This is a genomic window from Verruconatronum alginivorum (assembly GCF_056590205.1).
In genome coordinates this window covers 4,204,999-4,223,451 of the sequence record NZ_JBWPVQ010000001.1, presented here as the reverse complement: position 1 = coordinate 4,223,451, position 18,453 = coordinate 4,204,999, and the positions used below count along the sequence as shown (strand labels likewise).

Here is an 18,453-nt window from a genome sequence, read left to right as displayed (position 1 = left end):
CCCCTCTTGAGAGGGGGGGACCATGCGCCAGCATGGTGGGGTGTGTTCTCCTCGCCGCCAACTACGCCTTCCAGCGCCGACGAGCGATCACCAAGGTCAACACCCCGAATCCAATCAGCGCGGCAGTCGTGGCCGGCTCCGGAATGTTTTGCCCGGCGACGCCCATGGCATACATCTGACTGACCCAGTCTCCGTCAGTGGCGCCATCGAAGAGAACAAGTTCGTCAAAAAAGACATCCGATCGGTTTCCCGAATTACTCAGAGCCATACCCAATTGAAGATAAGCTCCAGAGTTGAAACCTACATCGCCGACCGTCGCGAACGCACCGACTCGTGATCCATTCACATAAACTCCGGCCTGGGTTCCGTTCGAGGCAATGGCAAAATGGGTCCATTCCTGAAAGGGAATGAGTATTTGGGGGCTATTACTAGTTCCGCTGGGCAAGCCAAGGCCGGGAGCGTTCAAATAATAGCGATTGGCGTTCGCGCTCCAACTATCGGACCGTTGCAGTTGGAATGCAAGACTGCCGTTTGCGGCATCACTAAAGGCGAACAATCTATTGTTCCCTGTATCATTGCGATTTCTGTAAATCCAGATCGAAAACCCCACCTCCGTGCTCCCTTTTAGTGCGGTTGCTTCTGAACTCAGATTCAACCGGAAGCCGCTCTGGACTTCCGATTGATCGACATGTACAGCGCCGGTCCCGACTTGGGAAGGGCTGGAACCAAAGGTGACATCACCAAATGAATTAACGGTGCTTCCATACCCTGACGAATCATTAAAATCGCCGTCGAAATGCCAGAGCCCGACAATATTCGCTCCCGCGTTCGAACCGCAGGTCAAAAGTCCAAGCGCGGAGAGAGAGACAACGTTTCGGATAATTGTTCTAAGATTCATGATATGCTTTGTTCTGGTTGGTTTCATTCTTGAGGTTTGAATGCAGGCCCGATCGTTGAAGATTCGGCATGTGGCGTCGATTCTGGCATTGTTCTAATCGTAGAGTATCTGGGAATTTAGCAGATCCCCGACCTCCTTCACGTCGAGAATTGTGTGTTTAGGGAACGTCGATCAATCCCCCAACACGCGGTAAAACTCTTTCCCTTTTTCCCGGGTTTCATAGAACCGGCGGGCCGTTTGGCCGGTTCCGGGGAAGATTAGGTCGTCGTCCTCCCAGGACTGCAGGTCCGCCGACCGTTGCAGTTGGTAGGACCGGTTCACGTCGGTCTCGAATTCCAGTTTCACCGCCGGGTTCTTCACGAAGGGAACGTCTTGGGTCAATTCCGCCTCGGTCACGAAATTCGCCCCGGCGAGCCCCAATTGGTAGGCCGTCGCCGCCCATTCTCCATCCGTCGGCCCGTCGTAGAGAACGAGATCGTCCCAGAAGGAATTCGCGTAGCTTCCCGACCCGGCGTGAAGGGATCCCAAGTGGATGTAGTCTCCCAAATTGGCCCCGTCGGCTGAGGTGATGCTGGTGCTATGGATCAAATTCCCGTTCACATAGAGCCCGGCGGTCGATCCGTCGGCAGTGATCGCGATATGGGTCCATTCCTGAAAGGGCAACGAGAACGGATTAGTGTCTTCCCCAAGCCCGTTCAGACCGGCATTGGTGATGAAATATTGATCGGCCGGAGTCGTGCTCCGGGTGCGGATCACCAGTTTCGGCTCGATTTCCGCAAAGGTTTCCCCGGTGGTGAACGCGAAGATCCGGGTGTTTCCGGTGGTGTCCTGATTTCGAAACACCCACATCGAAAGGCCGAACTCGGTGGACCCTTTTAACTCTTTGGCGGTTTCGCTCAGGTCGAGCCGAAGGACCCCGGTGTCGGAAAGCGGGTCGAGCGGGTTGCTCACGCCTCCCGAGTTGACCGATCCGGTTCCCACCTGAAAAACCTCCGTGCTGATCACCGGAGTTCCCCAATCCTCGGAATATTCATGAAAATAGGTGCTGCCGTATCCGGACGAGTCATTGAAATCTTCGTCGAAGTGCCAGAGTCCGACGACATGGGCGCCCGCCGGAGCGGCGCCGGCCAGCAATCCGAAAAGGATGACCGAAGGAATCGTGTTTGTGATAGTGCGAAAGTTCATGTTGGTGTCTCCTTGAAGTAAGGGGTTGGACGAAGGGATCGTTACTGGGTTCTCACGCGGTAGAATTGACGGTCCCCGGAGACGAATCGCCGCGTGATCTCGCCGTCCGCCACGAACATGGTTCCTTCGTTGGTCCACGTTTCACCGTCGTCGGAGGATTGAACGAGATAGACGCTTCCTACCTCCGTCGCGAACTCCAACTCGCCCGCCTGACGAATCGCAACCGGCACCGGTTCGTCCGGCTCCCGCTCGGGAATGAAGGCGTTGATCCCTTGAAGACCGAGTTGATACAGATGGGCAACCCAGTCAGCGTCGGCCGGCCCATCGTATAAAACGAGATCGTCGAAAAACACATCCGACCGGTTGCCGACGTTGCTGGCCTCCATTCCCAATTGCAGGTAGGCGCCGGCCTCGAATCCAGCAGTCCCCACCTCTGCCAGCGGACCAATTCGCTCGCCGTTCACATAAACTCCAGCGTGGGTTCCATCCGAGGCTATGGCGAAATGGGTCCACTCCCGAAAAGGGAGTATGATCTGCGGGCTGTTGGTCGAACCACTCGGCAAATTGAGTCCGGGAGCTTGAAGGAGGTAGCGGTTGGGATTGTTTGGCCATGCGGCCGACCGCTGCAGCCGAAACGTGGGACTCGCGTTGGCGTGATCGCTAAAGGCGAGCACTCGCTGATTTCCCGCATCGTCCCGGTTCCGATAGATCCAGACCGAAAACCCGATTTCCGTTTTCCCTTTCAGAGCGGCGGCCTCCGGGCTCAGATTCAGCCGGATGCCGCTCTGGACCTCCGATTGATCGATATGCACCGAGGCGGTTCCCACTTGCTTTGTCTCGAAATCAAACAGGATGTGGCCCCACTGATTGGCGGTGGAACCATAGCCGGACGAATCGGTCACATTCCCATCAAAATGCCAAAGTCCGACAATTTCCCCGGCCGCGGCGGGGGAAACGAAGGTGAGTGCATAAGCGAAACCGAGGCAGAGCGCAATGCGGATCGGGCGAAGTAACTTCATAAATTATCCTTTCTGTTGGGCGTGGAAAGATGCTGCGATTGGATGCACCAAGGTCACTCAAAGACGTTTTCAAGTCGACAGGTTTGTTACTCTAATCGTAGAGTCGACCAATGAAAAAGAAATCCCCCGACTCCTCCTCCCCCTCCGGTTCCCGGCCCCGGGCGACCAGCTTGAAGCAGATCGCCGAGGTGGCGGGCGTCCATGTGACCACCGTCTCCCTGGCGTTGCGCAACAGTCCGCAACTCCCCGCCCATACCCGGGAGCGGTTGCAAAAGCTGGCCGCCGAGATGGGTTACCGGGCCAATCCGATGGTCGTCGCTCTCATGCAACAACGCCGGACCGGCGCCCAACCCGATTTCCAGGGAACTCTTGGTTTCATCACCCGGTCCCCCGACTCGAATGCGATCGTCGACAACGGTTACGTCGCCCTCATCTACAAAACCGCCTCCATCCACGCCGCCGACCTCGGCTACAAACTCGATCACTTCGAGATCTTTGATTACGGCAACGACCCCCGACGCCTGGAAAAAGCCCTCCACGCCCGCAACATCCGCGGCCTTTTCTTCCCTCCCCCGGAACGTCCCGACGGAAAAATCATCGATTTGAACTGGGAGCATTTCGCCCCGATCACCATGAGCACCAGCATCGTCAAACCAGCCATGGACCGGGTCGACGGCGACCATCACGGCGGCGCCCGCCTCGCGTTCAAAACCTGCCTGGAACGGGGATACACCCGTCCCGGTTACATTTCATTGGCCAGCAGTGACTATCGGACCCAGGGACGATGGCGTGCCGGGTTTCTTTCTTCGGTCCAGGAAACCCGCAAATGCCGCCGCCTCCCGGTCCTGGTGGCGGAAGACCGCAACTTGCCCGACGCCTTCGCCAAATGGTACGACCGCTGGCGCCCGGATGTCCTGCTCGCCAACAGTCTCGCCCTTACCGCCTGCGTGCCTGTCTTGCGCGCCAAAGGTGTTTCCATCCCGGACGAAACGGCCTTGGTCGATCTGAACATCCACGATGCGACCAACCCATATAGCGGCATCTACACCGGGGTCGAAGTCAGTTGCCACCGCGTGATCGACTACCTCGTCAGCCGCCTCCAGCGAAACGTCCTCGGACTTCCGAAATATCCCCACACATCCGTCACCGCCCCCGCGTGGAAAGAAGGGAACTCCTTGCCGGACAAAGCCGGGCGGCGTTGAAGCGCTCCCCCACGACGGCGGCTGAAGCGCGCCGCTCCTTTCTGGGAGGGACCAGCTCCGTCTGGTCCGCCCAGAGCATCCGCCGATCCGCAGCGGACGACACGGAGGTCGTCCCCTCCACGCTTCGAAGCCCGGGAATCGCGCGTCGGCGCCGACCCTCGACGTCGCATACGCCAACAGCGTTTCGTCCTCCAGCCCAGGGTTGCCCGCGAACGCGGGCTACCCTGGGATCGGTCCCGCAATGAATTTACCCCGAAGGGGTTACGCCCGTCCGATCTGACGGCGGAACCGCGTTGCGGTTCACGAGGGTCGATGGTTTACCCAGGGTAGGCCTCGTTTCACTCGGCCGAACCCTGGGCTGGAGGGCGAAAGCCCGTTGGGCTAACCAGAGCATCCGTCGATCCGCCGCGGACGACACGGAGGTCGTCCCCTCCACGCTTCGAAGCCCGGGAATCGCGCGTCGGCGCCGACCCTCGACGTCGCATACGCCAACGGCGTTTCGTCCTCCAGCCCAGGGTAGCCCGCGAACGCGGGCTACCCTGGGATCGGTCCCGCAATGAATTTACCCCGAAGGGGTTACGCCCGTCCGATCTGACGGCGGAACCGCGTTGCGGTTCACGAGGGTCGATGGTTTACCCAGGGTAGGCCTCGTTTCACTCGGCCGAACCCTGGGCTGGAGGGCGAAAGCCCGTTGGGCTAACCAGAACATCCGTCGATCCGCCGCGGACGACACGGAGGTCGCCCCTCCACGCTTCGAAGCCCGGGAATCGCGCGTCGGCGCCGACCCTCGACGTCGCATACGCCAACGGCGTTTCGTCCTCCAGCCCAGGGTTGCCCGCGAACGCGGGCTACCCTGGGATCGGTCCCGCAATGAATTTACCCCGAAGGGGTTACGCCCGTCCGATCTGACGGCGGAACCGCGTTGCGGTTCACGAGAGGTTTACCCAGGGTAAGCCTCGTTTCACTCGGCCGAACCCTGGGCTGGAGGGCGAAAGCCCGTTGGGCTAACCAGAGCATCCGTCGATCCGCCGCGGACGACACGGAGGTCGTCCCCTTCACGCTTCGAAGCCCGGGAATCGCGCGTCGGCGCCGACCCTCGACGTCCCATACGCCAACGGCGTTGCGTCCTCCAGCCCAGGGTTGCCCGCGAACGCGGGCTACCCTGGGATCGGTCCCGCAATAAATTTACCCCGAAGGGGTTACGCCCGTCCGATCTGACGGCGGAACCGCGTTGCGGTTCACGAGGGGCGATGGTTTACCCAGGGTAGGCCTCGTTTCACTCGGCCGAACCCTGGGCTGGAGGGCGAAAGCCCGTTGGGCTAACCAGAGCATCCGCCGAGCTGCCGATCCGCCGCGGACGACACGGAGGTCGTCCCTCCACGCTTCGAAGCCCGGGAATCGCGCGTCGGCGCCGACCCTCGACGTCGCATACGCCAACGGCGTTTCGTCCTCCAGCCCAGGGTTGCCCGCGAACGCGGGCTACCCTGGGATCGGTCCCGCAATGAATTTACCCCGAAGGGGTTACGCCCGTCCGATCTGACGGCGGAACCGCGTTGCGGTTCACGAGGGTCGATGGTTTACCCAGGGTAGGCCTCGTTTCACTCGGCCGAACCCTGGGCTGGAGGGCGAAAGCCCATTGGGCTAACCAGAGCATCCGTCGAGCTGCCGATCCGCCGCGGACGACACGGAGGTCGTCCCTCCACGGCGACTGAAGCGCGCCGCTCTTTCCGCCCGGAGCATCCGCCGATTTTCCGCTGTATCTTTTCGTCTCCGGTGGTGATGATCGGAGCGAATTTTTCGATCGTGACCGCCGTATTCAATACTTTGCTTCCTGTTTTCGTGATCATCGCACTGGGATATTTCCTCGCGCGGCGCCGCTCGTTGAGCGAATCGTTTCTCAATGAAATGAACGGCTTGCTGTTCCGGGTCGCACTGCCGGCGTTGATTGTTCATAGCATCGCCACCGCCGGGACGGTGCCCGACGGAACCGCCCGCATCATCGGCGTCCTTTACATCGGTACCTTCGTCATCATCGGGCTGAGTTTGATCTGCTACCGGTGGTGGCTCCGGTTGCCGATCCAATCGATGGGAACGTTCGTCCAAGCCGCCTTCCGGGGGAATTTGGCCTACGTCGGTTTGCCCTTGCTGGTTTTCGCCCTCCGGGGGCTGGATGAGGCGACTTCCTCGCCCTTGGTCACCCAGTTCATCTTCGCGTTCGTCCCGACAATGATTCTTTACAACGGCGTCGCCGTGGTGGTGCTGGTGCGGAGTCAGCAAACCGGTGGCGACGATCGACCGCTCCGGACCATGGTGATCAAGATCGCCCGGAACCCGTTGATTCTCGCCGCGTTCATCGGCATTGGCCTCTTCCTTCTTCCGTGGCATCTCCCCGGAGCGGTGCTTGAAACCCTGTCCTTCGTCGGACAAATCGCCGCTCCCGCCGCCCTGCTGGTCGTCGGAGGCGGGATGGCCTATGTGCCTTTACACGGAAGGATCCGTAGTTCCGTCGTCGCTTCGGTGCTCAAGGTGATCGCCCTGCCGCTGGTTTGTTATTGGCTGGGAACGCTGGCCGGAGTCGAGGGCAAGGCGTTGCTGGTGCTGATGCTCCTCGCCGCTTCCCCGACCGCCGTCGCCTCTTACGTGATGGCCAAAGAAATGAAGGGGGACGAGGCTCTCGCCTCCGGATCGATCGTTTTCAGCACCTTGCTCTGCATTCCAAGCATGGCGTTGATCGTGGTGTTGTTTTGACCCGCAATCCGCGATTCGGATAGCCGCGAAAAAGCACAAAGGGCGTAAAAAGAACTAAATCAGCTCTCTTTTTTGGGTGTTTTGTGCCTTTTCGTGGCTATCAACCGATCTTCTTCCGATTCGATTTCGACCGGCCAGCGAAACCCGGCGGGAGGCCTCGGGATCATCGTCCCGCCTTCGCGCGATCCGTCGCTGCATCATATGCTGGAACCGCGGCAGATCGCCCAGACGGGGGAGCGATTCGTTGACGTACATCGTTCCTTCCGCCCCGACCATCACTTCGGTGAAAGCACCGTCGGCTTTGGCGGCCAGGATGAAATCGTTGGGGTGCAATCCATGGATCACATGAGTCCAAATGGCGACAGTCACTTTCTTTCCGTGCACTTCGGCCTTCGGATGATGATCCTCTTTAGAGGCGATTTCCTCCAGGCGCCGGACAAACTCAAGACTTGCCCCAGTGTCGTCGAATTCAAATTCATTACGCAATTTTCGCACGCCGCTTTCATCGACGATCCGCCAGGTCGGGACCAATGGATGCAGAACCGCGACTTCTTCATCGGTGATCGGAGGTTCGCCCGGCCGGCAAGGGGTGCACGATACCTGACTGAGTATGCTCATGCCTCCAAGATACCCGAAACCGCCCCGGGAAGCAAAACCGTCCGGACGGAAGGGCTGGCGCGGACGGGTAAATCAGTTGCTCCCGCCGGACGCCGCGTTTCGGATCGCCGCCGTCAGGATCTCCGAAGGGGCTCCCTTCGTCATGTAGGCGATCGCTCCAGCTTGTCGCATCGCGTCGGCCATATCCTCCTGGGCGTGCATCGATAGGGCGATCACTTTGATCTCAGGCATCTCTTCGGTGATCTTGCGAGTCGCTTCAATGCCGTTCAAGCGGGGCATGCTGACGTCCATGATGATCACATCGGGCTTCGTCTCGCGCGCCATCTCGACCGCCATCTGGCCGTCGGATGCTTCACTCACCACCTCGAAATCGGCCTGTTCCCGCAAAAGCCCCGCCAGTCCCTCGCGCAATATCTTATGGTCGTCAGCCAGGAGAATCCGGATCCGGTCCTCGGGACCTTCCACCCGTTGGGGCGGGATCCGGCCGGTGGTCGGTTCGACCGCCGGTTCCACTTCAAATATACGGGTTTTAGCCGATGAGGCCCGTTTCGGTTGCATCAACGGCACCCTCACCCGAACCGAAGTGCCCGTGCCGACGGAACTGTCAATGTGAATGGAGCCACCCAAAAGTTTCACCCGCTCGCCGATACTGAAGAGGCCGAATCCACTCCCCTCGAAACTCGACCCCGGTTTGCCGGGTTGAAAGCCGACCCCGCGGTCCTCGACCGTGGCTTCGACCGTTCCTTCCGAGCGGACCAGCTTCACTTCGGCTTCTTTCACCCCGGCGTGTTTCACGATGTTGAAGAGAAGCTCCCGGACCGCTTGGAAAAGAAACGCGCGGAGATTTTCCGATTCCGGATTCACCTCCTCGTCGGCGGTCACTTTCACTTGGATCCCATGATCTTCCTGCATGCGGCGGGCGAGCCATTGAAACGCCGGGCAAAGTCCCGCGTCGTAAAGGATCGGCGGACTCAGTTCGACGGTCAGCGAACGGGACGCTTCGATCGACCGCTTCAACAGGTTGTCCACCTGCTGCAGGGCCTCCGTCACCGAGTTGTCCAAGGGACGTTGCGAAAGCATGCCGACCTGCATTTTGGCGGCGACCAGGATCTGCTGCAAGTGATCGTGCAAGAGTTCGGCGAGGCGGCGCCGCTCCCGCTCTTCGGCTTCGGTCAGTTCCCCCGCCAGCATTTGTAATTGAGTGGCCCGCTGCTCGGCTTCGGCGGTCCGCTCCGCCACCCGCTTTTCAAGGGTCTCGTTCAATGCCATCAGCCAGGTTTCCGCCCGTTTGCGGCCGGTGTAATCGCGGAGGATTTTGACATACCCCCGGACTTTGTCTTCGGAATCGACCATCGACATCACTTGGCCGCCAGCCCAAAACCGGGTTCCGTCCTTTCGGACGTGCCACCGCTCATCCTCCGCCTGCCCGCTCACCTCCGCCAGGTTGCGTTCCTGAGCGGGAATTCCGGCTTCCCGGTCTTCCGCGGTATAGATCAAATCCATCGGCTTGCCGATGATCTCATCCTCCTTGTGGCCGAGAATCCGCTCCGCCCCACTGTTCCAGGAGGTAATCACTCCCGCGCAATCCATACTGAAAATCGCGTATTCGATCGCGCTTTCAATCATCAAACGAAGCCGCTCCTCGCTTTGGCGCAAAGCTTCTTCCGCCTGTTTGCGTTCAGTGATGTCGCTGCCGAAGACCGCCACCCCGGCGCCGGACGGGTAAATCCGCATCTCATACCAGCGGCGGATCCCGGAGTCGAAATGTTCCACCCGGCGCGGCTCCCTCCCCCGCACGGCTTCCAACAAGGCTTCGTGGTAAGGGGATCCCAGGACACCGGGAACCACGTCGGTTTGCGACTGACCCAACAAATCCGCCCGGTCGCGGCCCCGATCCTCCGCCGCCCGGTCGTTGACATAGATGTAACGTAAATTCTCGTCCAGTAGAACAAAGGGATCCCGAATACTGGTTAGAATCGCCTCCCGCTGCTCGATCAGATCACGCACATCGTATTGGCGGCGACGAGCCCGCAACGCCACCTGGGCGGCGTTGATCAACGAAAGCTCGCGGACCGGGGACTCCACGAAAGTGATGTTACCGCTCGGACCCAAATCACTGCTCTCCAATCGCTTCCAGAGCTCCTCTCCTTGGGCCACGATCAAAATCAGCGGGAGATCCGACCAGGCCGGTTGGTCGTTCAGACAGGAGAGCAGGGAGTTCAACTTTTCCTTGGTGGCGACTTCTTCGCCGAGAATGACCGCCCCGACTCCTTTCCGGGCCTCCTCCCAAAGCAAGGCGGGATCCTGCACCGCGTCCACTCGAATTCCGTGCTCCCGCAAAACGGATTCAACCTTTTCCGCGTCCCTGCCATCGGCGACACAAACAATAATCCGCTCCTCAATGGCGGCTGAGTTCAAAACCTTTCCCATGTATATTTTTCAATTCCGGACTTCATCATTGAGTGAGTGGAAAACGTGAGTTCCCCTTGCTCCCGCAAGTTGAGAAGAGAATGACGATACTCAACACGAAATCCGGCTTTCACTCGCTAAGTGCCCCCAATTTACCCGGGACGCGGAGAAAGTCGAGCATCTTCCTACCGCTTCATTTTGACAGATTTGAACCTTCCACGTAAAGGATACGAAGATGCCGTTTCCAGCCCGTCAGACAATTTCTCCGCAGTCGTCCGCCACCGATCCGGTTCGGACAATCCCGGAGGCGGAATGGATCGAAGCGCGGAATCGCCATCTCGAGCGCCTGGCCCCCTGGGTCGGTCCCCACCTGGCCCGGGGAAAACTCGGTGAAAAGCATCCCGTTTACGATTTCCTCTTCGACTACAACGGATTACGCGCCTCCCATCTGCTCCGGTGGCATCCGGGGGCGGGGGTATTATTGGCCGGAGACCAGGCGGACGAATATCTTTCCCACCGCTACTATGCCCGTTTTCCCGGGGGAATCGGAGTAGCCTCGGCGACTCTCCCGTCCGCCCGGCGGAAATCGGTCGCCTGGCTCCTGACCTTGCTCGAAGGCTGCCGGGAACGCCCGCCCCAATTCGGCTGTTTCGGGCTCCACGAATGGGCGATGGTTTACCGCAGCCCGGAAGTCCGCCATTCCGCCTGGCCCCTCCGGCTCTCCCCCGAAGAGATCGCCGAGGTGGTTGAAGCTTCGTCCCTCCGCTGCTCGCACTACGACGCTTTTCGTTTCTTCACTTCCGCCGCCCGGCCCCGCAACCAATTCCAGTTGACCCGACCGGACCAGACAAATCTCGACCAGCGCGGTTGCCTTCATGTCAACATGGACCTCTGCAAATGGGCCTACAAACTCCTTCCCTGGGCGTCTTCGGAGTTGTTGGCCGACACCTTTGTCCTGGCGGCGGAGATCCGCGAAATCGACATGCGGGCCAGTCCCTACGACTTCCGGAGCCTCGGTTTCGAGCCGATTTTGATTGAAACCCCCGAAGGCCGAACCTGCTACGAACGCCACCAACGGGAATTCGCCGCCCGCAGCGAACCCCTCCGCCAAGCATTGATCGATCTCTGCATCGACCTCCTCAAGAGCGATCCGGAATGAGCGACGATTCCACCAGGAAAAACAATCGGCGCCGGCGAAAGTGGACTCTGGAAAACCTTCATGAAAACCACGCCACGACCTTCAGCAACGATCCCAAAAAGGACCGGCACCCATTGATCGGCCGCACCGGCCGGACGACCACCGCGCTTCATCCCACCGGAGAGATCGACATCGAAGGCAAAACCTACGACGCGGTGGCCATGGGAGCCTACATCGACCCATTCGAAGAAGTTCGCGTCACCGGCCTGCGCGATTTCCGCCTGACGGTGGAAAAACCTAACTGAATACATCGCGTGCGATTTGGCCCGGAACGGCGCAAATGCCCCCGCCCGGATCCCGTGGTCGGGTTGGCTCCGCCGCCCGACAGCAGCGGCCGAGGACGACCAAACAACGACGATCCCCGCGTCAAAAACGGCTTGGTTCGGTCTCCGCCGCCGGAATGCCGTGGTCGGGTTGCCTCCGCCGCCCGACAGCTGCGGCCGAGGACCTTCGAACGACAACGATGCCCCGCGTCGCAGACGGGTAGAATCGATCTCCGCCAATTCGGACCCGCAATGGGGCGGCGCAGCCAACCCCACTACCTTGGCTCATCGGACGACGAGCGGCTCTTACAGTAGCCCGAGCTTTTTCTTTCCCTCTTCGGAGATCATTTGAGGGGTCCAAACCGGATCCCAGACGATCTCGACGCTGGCTCCTTCAACTTGCGGTAGAGCTTCGATCCGGGTTTTCGCATCTTCGGCAATGACTGGCCCCATTCCGCATCCCTGGGCGGTCAGGGTCATCTTCACGGCGACGAAAAACCGGTCGTTTTCCCGCGGCTCGATGGCGAGATTGTAGATCAATCCGAGATCGACGATGTTGATCGGGATCTCCGGGTCGTAACAGCCGCGAAGCGACTCCCAAACCCGTTCCTCGCTGAAATCCCCCGCCACCTCCTCGTTGCCGGCCGCCACCGCCTCGGCCACCTCGTCGCCCAAAGCGTCGAGATCCCGGCTGTCGATACGGAACAACCCCGATTGAGCCCGCACCGTGATCGTGCCCCCCAGCGCCTGGGTGACATATACCGGCGTTCCTTTCGGAAGCGAAACCTTGTCACCCGCCGGAATCACCGTAGCCGGACAATCCCGGTTCAAAACGATCTCTTCGTGAAGCATAAGCCGAAAACCTATCGCCCACCCCGGCAAAATCAAAGGAAAAGATTCCTCGTGCAAGCCCACCCAAAGTTATGTCATCCGGCCGATTTGTTTGAGTCCCCAACTTTAAGCGGCTTTAGCCGACCCCCACCTCGCCTCAGAACCGGCTAAAGCCGGGACTCCAACAAGGCACTCGCCCCACCGCCAAACAACTTATCGGTCAGATAGTGCACGGGTTCCGCTCAGCGATGAGCGAAAGGTTGCACGGTCTGTAACCCGCATGGTAGAGAAAAATCGGAGGCCAACCATGCGACACCTGCGGATAACGACCTCACGAACAACTGAAATGCGCGGAAATGGATAAACGGATCACACAGCGGGACCTGGCCAAAATCGCCAATGTTTCCCCAACGACCATTTCCTTGGCCTTGCGTGACCACGAGTCCATCTCGCCGACGACCCGCCAGCGCATCAAAAAGCTGGCGGCGCAGCATGACTACCGCCCCGATCCCGCATTGTCCGCCCTGAACGCTTACCGCAATAAGCATGCGCCAAAGTCGTTCCATGGCACTCTCGGCTGGGTGACCAATTTCTCCAGTCCGGATGGGTGGAAAACACTGATTCAGGCTTTGGGGTATTTTGATGGCGCATCCAAGAGGGCGGACGAACTGGGCTACCGCCTCGAATCATTCTGGATAGGGGAACCGAAACTGAACGCCCAAAGGGCGACCGACATCCTGCTGGCTCGGGGAATTCGTGGATTGATCATCGCGCCGCTGCCGCAAGCCCACAGTAAATTGAAACTGGATTGGTCGCAGTTTTGTCCGGTGGCACTGGGTTACTCCCTGGGAAGCCCCAAACTGCACGTGGTGATGAACCACCAGTTCCGAAACATGAAGCGGGTCGTTGAAAAACTGAACGAAATGGGCCATCGCCGAATTGGATTGGCGATGCCGGCGGAAAACGACCAACGAGTCGACCACAGTTATTTGGGAGGTTTCCTTGTCGCCCAAAGCGAATTTCCTCCGGATGCCGCGCGATTGACTCCCCTTCTGGCCAAAGATTTCGGCGAAGTCGCATTCACCGAATGGTTCCGGGAAAATAATCCCGACGCGATCGTCGTCTCCCCGACCCTCCTCGAACCGATCTCCCGATGGATTGTCCGCTTCGGTCTGAAAATCCCGCGCGACGTATCACTCGCCGCCGCCTCCGTGCCCTACCTGGATCCAACCATCAGCGGCATCGATGAAGATGTGCCCAATATCGGGGCCCAGGCCGTGGAAACCGTGGTGGCAATGATCCATCGGAACGAAAAAGGAATCCCGAGACGCCCGTTTAGTCTCTTGATCGAAGGTGATTGGACCGATGGAACCACGACTCGTATGCGGAATCGGAACCATCGATAGGAAGCCAACATCCGGACTGCGCCTGGGGAGTAACATGGAATGAAACTGCTTTTCGAGGCGAAGCCTCTTTGGAGTGCTCCGCGTCCCCGCGGAGCTTTCGAGCGCGCTGGCGAGCTTTGGCCGTCGGATAGCTGCCGGGCGTGCGGCTATCGCTGACCGTTCGAAAAGCGGTGCGGGGACGCACCGCACTCCAAAGCGCTTCGCGCGAAAACCTGATCGCCCTTCTCTAAGAGAGCGCGCGCGGAAACAAACGCACGATCTTCCGAATTGGTCCAGAAACCCACAGTTTTACAGAAAAAGTAAGGACCGGTTTTTCTCCGGAACCAAATCCACCATGATGGCGTTCGTCTAATCTCGCGATTCTCCGATCAGGAACACCAACATAATAAATGAACCGGAAAAAACATCGGCATCTTGGGAAATTCCCCTGGAAAACGAACCTCGGCATCACTCTCGCCTCAGCCACGCCTTTACTCCGGGTGGCCGGAGCGGCACTGTGCGGCCTCAGTCTGGCCGCCATCCATGTCGACGGACGGGAAGATCCATTCGCCTCTCTGGGTGAGCCCGCCGAACATCGACATGTCACAGTCTATTACGAGGAGGGCAAATTCGGGGGATGGCCGGCGAATTTCGGGGCCTGGGCCTGGGACCAGGAAATTCTGGTGGGTTTCACCCTTGCCGATCACCTGGAGCGGTCCGGTCACACCTATGACCGATCGACATCACGGACCCAATTCGCGCGCAGCCTCGATGGAGGAGAAACCTGGAAGATTGAGGATGGCTATGCAAGCGGGATCACCGGCGCAACCTTCGAGCACCAAATCGGAGATAAATCGCAACCGACGGAAGAGTTGAGCAAAGCGATCGATTTCGAACATCCGGACTTTGCCATGACCTTTCGGATGGAGAACCTGACGAACGGTCCGTCTTCGTATTACTATTCCTATGACCGCGGCAGATCCTGGAATGGCCCCTTTGATCTTCAAGTGGCTTTTCCGGACAGAACTCCCACCGGTATTGTCAGTCGGACAGATTACATCGTCGATGGCCCGCATTCCATGACGGCATTCCTGACGGTGGCCTTCCGTGAAGAAGGAGCGAATTGGAGAGAGGTCGCTTGCGTTCGCACCACGGACGGCGGACGCACCTGGAAACATCTGGCTTGGATCGGCCCGGAGCGGGTGAACAGCATCATGCCCTCTTCCCTGCGGCTGTCCTCGAACCGGATGATAACGACGATGCGCAGGACGAATCCGCCGGAAATGGCTAGTTATCTGACCGAAAACAATGGGCTGACCTGGCGTCAGTTGCCAGATCCGGCGACAGTTGACGCCAACGGTCATCCACCCGCTCTCCTGAGACTCAAGGACGGGCGACTGGCGCTGATCTACGGAATCCGACGCATCGAAACAACCCCCGAGGGACGAGGCATGTATGCCACCTTCAGCTCCGACGAAGGACTTAGCTGGAGTCAACCAATCCTGGTGCGGGGCAAGGATGGAGTCACCGACGACATGGGTTATCCGGTCGCGTTTCAACGACCCGACGGAAAAATCATCACGATTTATTATTACAATCATGCGGATCTGGAAACCGCTCCCCCATATCGCTATATCGCGGCAACCATCTTCAAGGCGCCGGCAAATTAATCGAAAAAATGGTCGCACAACCTGAAAGACCATGACGCTACTGGGAGTTGACTTCATCGTATTTGGCTCCTACCTCGTCGCGGTAGTCGCACTGGGGTGTTTTTTCTACCGGAAAAGCCGGACCAGTAACGAATTCATGGTGGCGGGAGGCGCCCTTCCCGGATGGGCCATTGGGCTATCCCTGTTCGGCACCTACTTGAGCAGCAATACGTTTATCGGGGTGACAGGCCGGGCGTTTGGCTATGACTGGAGTTTTTTCGTCTTCAGTCTCACCCTTCCGGTGGCGGCGTGGATTGGTGTGCGCTACTTCGTCCCTTTCTATCGGAATGCCGGGGAAATCTCCGCCTATCACCATATGGAGGCACGGTTCGGAGGCTGGGCTCGTTCCTTTTGCGCCGCTCTTTATCTGTTTACTCAGATTGCTCGAATGGCGACGATCATGTTCGGCGTGGCCCTCGCGTTGCATGTGCTCACCGGATGGGATCTTGTTACCATCATTATAATAGCCGGGGCCTCGGTAACCCTTTATACGGTAATAGGAGGCGTCGCCGCGGTCATCTGGACGGATGTCGCACAATCAATTCTTCTGACCGCCGGAGCCGTCATCATCCTCTTCCTGCTGTTGTTTACGATCCAGGCGGAACCGATGGAAGCAATCGCCGCGGCCACGGAGGAAGGCAAGTTTTCCTTAGGATCATGGGAACCATCACTGACATCGGCGACAGTGATGGTTATTTTTCTATATGCCCTTTTCATGAATACCGGGAACTATGCTTTCGACCAAAACTACGTTCAGAGATTTCATACCGCTCGGTCCAATCGGGAAGCGAGCAAGGCAGTGTGGTTAGGCGCTCTTCTTTACGTTCCCGTATCCGCATTGTTCTTTTTTATCGGCACTTTGCTGTATAGTTATTACCAGGCGGATCCGGAGTTGTATCACGACCTCAAGATGCAAGTCGCTATGACGACTGCTTCGCGGGACATTTCCCCGGAATCCAGCTTGAGGGGACCGGATGCCGTGGCCGAACTCGCCGCCTCCTACACCAGCGCGGATGTCGGGGATCGGGCGTTTCCTCATTTCCTGGCCAATCGACTTCCCGCCGGGTTTGCCGGCCTGCTATTGGCGGCGATTGCCGCGGCCGCGATGAGCAGCATTGATTCCAGTCTCAATAGTTCGGCCACCATTATTATGCGCGATTTCTATAAACGCTATGTTAACCCTCAGGCAGATGAAAAGAAATCGATGAGAGTATTGCATGGTGCAACGCTGGTTTGGGGCGCCGTCGCCACGGGGGCGGCCTTGGCCATGATTGGCGTTCAAAGCATCCTGGCCGCCTGGTGGCAGCTGAGTGGGATTTTCTTCGGAGGTATGTTCGGACTGTTTCTCCTCGGCTTTATCGTGCGAAAGGCGGACAAAACGTCAGCCGCAACAGGCTTTTGCGCGGGCTTGTGCCTGCTGATCTGGCTCATCGTATCCCCGAATCTGGAAGTTCTGCCGAATGCATTGCGAAGCTCTTTCCATACCTACATGTCCGTGGTTTTCACCACGCTGTGCATATTTCTGGTCGGCTTGATCGTGTCCCATAGACCTCGTCGATCAAACGTTGAGGAATCTCATGAAAAAAGAACATAGGCGACCACGGACGAGGCAGCATTATGACGTTGTGGTGTGTGGCGCGGGACCCTCCGGCGTCGCGGCGGCTCTGGCGGCAGCACGCAACGGATGCAGAACCCTCCTCATCGAGCGATACGGTTTCTGCGGAGGCATGGCAACCGCGGCCCTGGTCAACCCTTTCTCGGGACATGCCTTTGAAGACCAACTCGCTCCGAATCAAAACAGCGCCTCCCTGATCGGGGGAATCTTCAAGGAAATCGCTACGGAATTGCGGGATCGAGGTGGATTTGGTTCCGCCCTGATGAACGGGGCATTCGACGAGGAACTACTGAAACATATTTACGACACAAAGCTTTCTCAGGCCGGCGTAACCATTCGCTACCACACCCAACTGAATGATATACGCTTGAACGAAGGGGCATTGGATTCGGTAATTACAGTATCGAAAGGCGGACCCGCGGAGTTTTCAGCAGATACCTTCATTGACTGTTCCGGGGATGGTGATCTCGCCGCCTTGGCAGGTTGTCCATTTCAAGTAGGAAGAAATCAAGATGGATTGACCCAAGCCATGACCGTGAGCTTCCGAATGGCGAATGTCGATAAGGGTGAAATGATCGCCAGCGGAAGCATGCGCGCGGCCCGGGAACTGGTGGAAGCATTCTTCCAGTCCGCGCTGGCGTCCGGTGAATTGCACTACCCCTACCGGGATTTTATTCATTTTTACGATTATCCGCGTCCGGGGATCCTTCACTTCAATATGACCCGGATTACGAATGTTTCAGGATTGAAGACGGAAGACCTGACGACCGCGGAAATTGAAGGCAGGCGGCAGGTTTATGTTCTCGGGGACTGGTTGGTCCAAAGCGTGCCGTGGTTTAAGGACGCTTTCGTCGATAAAATCGCCTGCCAGGTCGGCGTCCGGGAAACTCGCCATATCGACGGACTTTACCGCATGGAAATGGACGATATCGTCGAAGCGAGGAAATTCGAGGACGGAATCGCCCGGTCCCGTTATTTCATCGATATTCATAATCCAACCGGCACCCGAGATCCCCATCAAACGGTCGGAGGCCGAGGCAGGGTGAAAGCTGGATTCGGCCCTCCACCGGGCGATTTTTATGAGATTCCGTTTCGCAGTATGGTGAGCCCACATTGCCCCAACCTGCTCGTCGCCTGCCGGGCGATTTCGGCATCGCATGAGGCCGCGGCGGCGATCCGCGTCATGGCCACGATGCACGCCATCGGTGAAGCCGCCGGCATCGCCGCCGCCGAAGCTGTGCGAACAGCCACGCCGGTCTCCCGAATCGATGGCAGCTGGGTTCGCACGCAAATCCCTTACATGAACGAAGGGCCTGATTTCGGATATCCCTGGTGCAAGGATCCGAGGTAACATCGGGAGGATCCGCCGCGAT

Annotated in this window: 14 protein-coding genes; 8 read left to right on the top strand and 6 right to left on the bottom strand. The window is 58.6% G+C overall.

From position 1 onward, the window contains the following. Positions 1–61: 61 nt before the first annotated feature. From ACWUI2_RS15145 to ACWUI2_RS15135, 3 genes are all read right to left on the bottom strand, one after another. Entirely contained in the window at positions 62–925 is an 864-nt protein-coding gene (locus tag ACWUI2_RS15145) for a LamG-like jellyroll fold domain-containing protein (protein ID WP_486983691.1), read from the bottom strand. Between the two features lie 144 nt (positions 926–1,069). Further along, positions 1,070–2,083: a LamG-like jellyroll fold domain-containing protein gene (locus ACWUI2_RS15140; protein WP_486983690.1), complete on the bottom strand. Its 1,014-nt coding sequence runs from the start codon at positions 2,081–2,083 to the stop codon at positions 1,070–1,072. A 41-nt stretch (positions 2,084–2,124) separates the two neighbouring features. Further along, positions 2,125–3,102 (bottom strand): LamG-like jellyroll fold domain-containing protein, encoded by a 978-nt coding sequence (locus ACWUI2_RS15135; protein WP_486983689.1) that lies wholly within the window; start codon positions 3,100–3,102, stop codon positions 2,125–2,127. A gap of 110 nt (positions 3,103–3,212) precedes the next feature. Here ACWUI2_RS15135 and ACWUI2_RS15130 point away from each other — a divergent pair, with 110 nt between their 5' ends. Continuing rightward, a complete protein-coding gene (locus ACWUI2_RS15130; RefSeq protein ID WP_486983688.1) occupies positions 3,213–4,304 on the top strand; it encodes a substrate-binding domain-containing protein in 1,092 nt (363 codons plus the stop codon). A 1,779-nt stretch (positions 4,305–6,083) separates the two neighbouring features. Further along, the gene (locus ACWUI2_RS15125) at positions 6,084–7,052 is read left to right on the top strand and encodes an AEC family transporter (RefSeq protein WP_486983687.1); all 969 of its coding nucleotides are present in this window, start codon (positions 6,084–6,086) and stop codon (positions 7,050–7,052) included. Positions 7,053–7,106: 54 nt separating this feature from the next. Here the strand turns inward: ACWUI2_RS15125 and ACWUI2_RS15120 are convergent, their stop codons facing one another. Next, positions 7,107–7,670, bottom strand: a complete 564-nt coding sequence (locus ACWUI2_RS15120; RefSeq protein WP_486983686.1) for a 4a-hydroxytetrahydrobiopterin dehydratase — start codon at positions 7,668–7,670, stop codon at positions 7,107–7,109. A gap of 72 nt (positions 7,671–7,742) precedes the next feature. After that, entirely contained in the window at positions 7,743–10,100 is a 2,358-nt protein-coding gene (locus ACWUI2_RS15115; RefSeq protein ID WP_486983685.1) for a PAS domain S-box protein, read from the bottom strand. Between the two features lie 214 nt (positions 10,101–10,314). Here ACWUI2_RS15115 and ACWUI2_RS15110 point away from each other — a divergent pair, with 214 nt between their 5' ends. Both ACWUI2_RS15110 and ACWUI2_RS15105 read left to right on the top strand, forming a co-directional pair. Continuing rightward, positions 10,315–11,238 carry a 3-methyladenine DNA glycosylase gene (locus ACWUI2_RS15110; RefSeq protein WP_486983684.1) on the top strand — a complete coding sequence of 308 codons (924 nt, stop codon included), beginning with the start codon at positions 10,315–10,317 and terminating at the stop codon, positions 11,236–11,238. After that, on the top strand, positions 11,235–11,522 hold the full coding sequence (locus ACWUI2_RS15105; protein ID WP_486983683.1) for an NfeD family protein: 288 nt from the start codon (positions 11,235–11,237) through the stop codon (positions 11,520–11,522). The genes ACWUI2_RS15110 and ACWUI2_RS15105 overlap by 4 nt, the downstream gene beginning before the upstream one ends. 324 nt (positions 11,523–11,846) lie before the next feature. Here ACWUI2_RS15105 and sufT read toward each other — a convergent pair whose 3' ends face one another. Next, positions 11,847–12,392 (bottom strand): putative Fe-S cluster assembly protein SufT, encoded by a 546-nt coding sequence (sufT, locus tag ACWUI2_RS15100; RefSeq protein WP_486983682.1) that lies wholly within the window; start codon positions 12,390–12,392, stop codon positions 11,847–11,849. Positions 12,393–12,727: 335 nt separating this feature from the next. Here sufT and ACWUI2_RS15095 point away from each other — a divergent pair, with 335 nt between their 5' ends. The 4 genes from ACWUI2_RS15095 (at position 12,728) to ACWUI2_RS15080 (ending at position 18,431) form a co-directional block, all read left to right on the top strand. Next, entirely contained in the window at positions 12,728–13,777 is a 1,050-nt protein-coding gene (locus ACWUI2_RS15095; RefSeq protein ID WP_486983681.1) for a LacI family DNA-binding transcriptional regulator, read from the top strand. Between the two features lie 389 nt (positions 13,778–14,166). Beyond that, a complete protein-coding gene (locus ACWUI2_RS15090; RefSeq protein WP_486983680.1) occupies positions 14,167–15,426 on the top strand; it encodes an exo-alpha-sialidase in 1,260 nt (419 codons plus the stop codon). A gap of 31 nt (positions 15,427–15,457) precedes the next feature. Beyond that, on the top strand, positions 15,458–17,059 hold the full coding sequence (locus ACWUI2_RS15085; RefSeq protein WP_486983679.1) for a sodium:solute symporter family protein: 1,602 nt from the start codon (positions 15,458–15,460) through the stop codon (positions 17,057–17,059). Then, entirely contained in the window at positions 17,043–18,431 is a 1,389-nt protein-coding gene (locus ACWUI2_RS15080) for an FAD-dependent oxidoreductase (RefSeq protein WP_486983678.1), read from the top strand. Before ACWUI2_RS15085 ends, ACWUI2_RS15080 begins: the two co-directional genes overlap by 17 nt. Positions 18,432–18,453 lie beyond the last annotated feature (22 nt).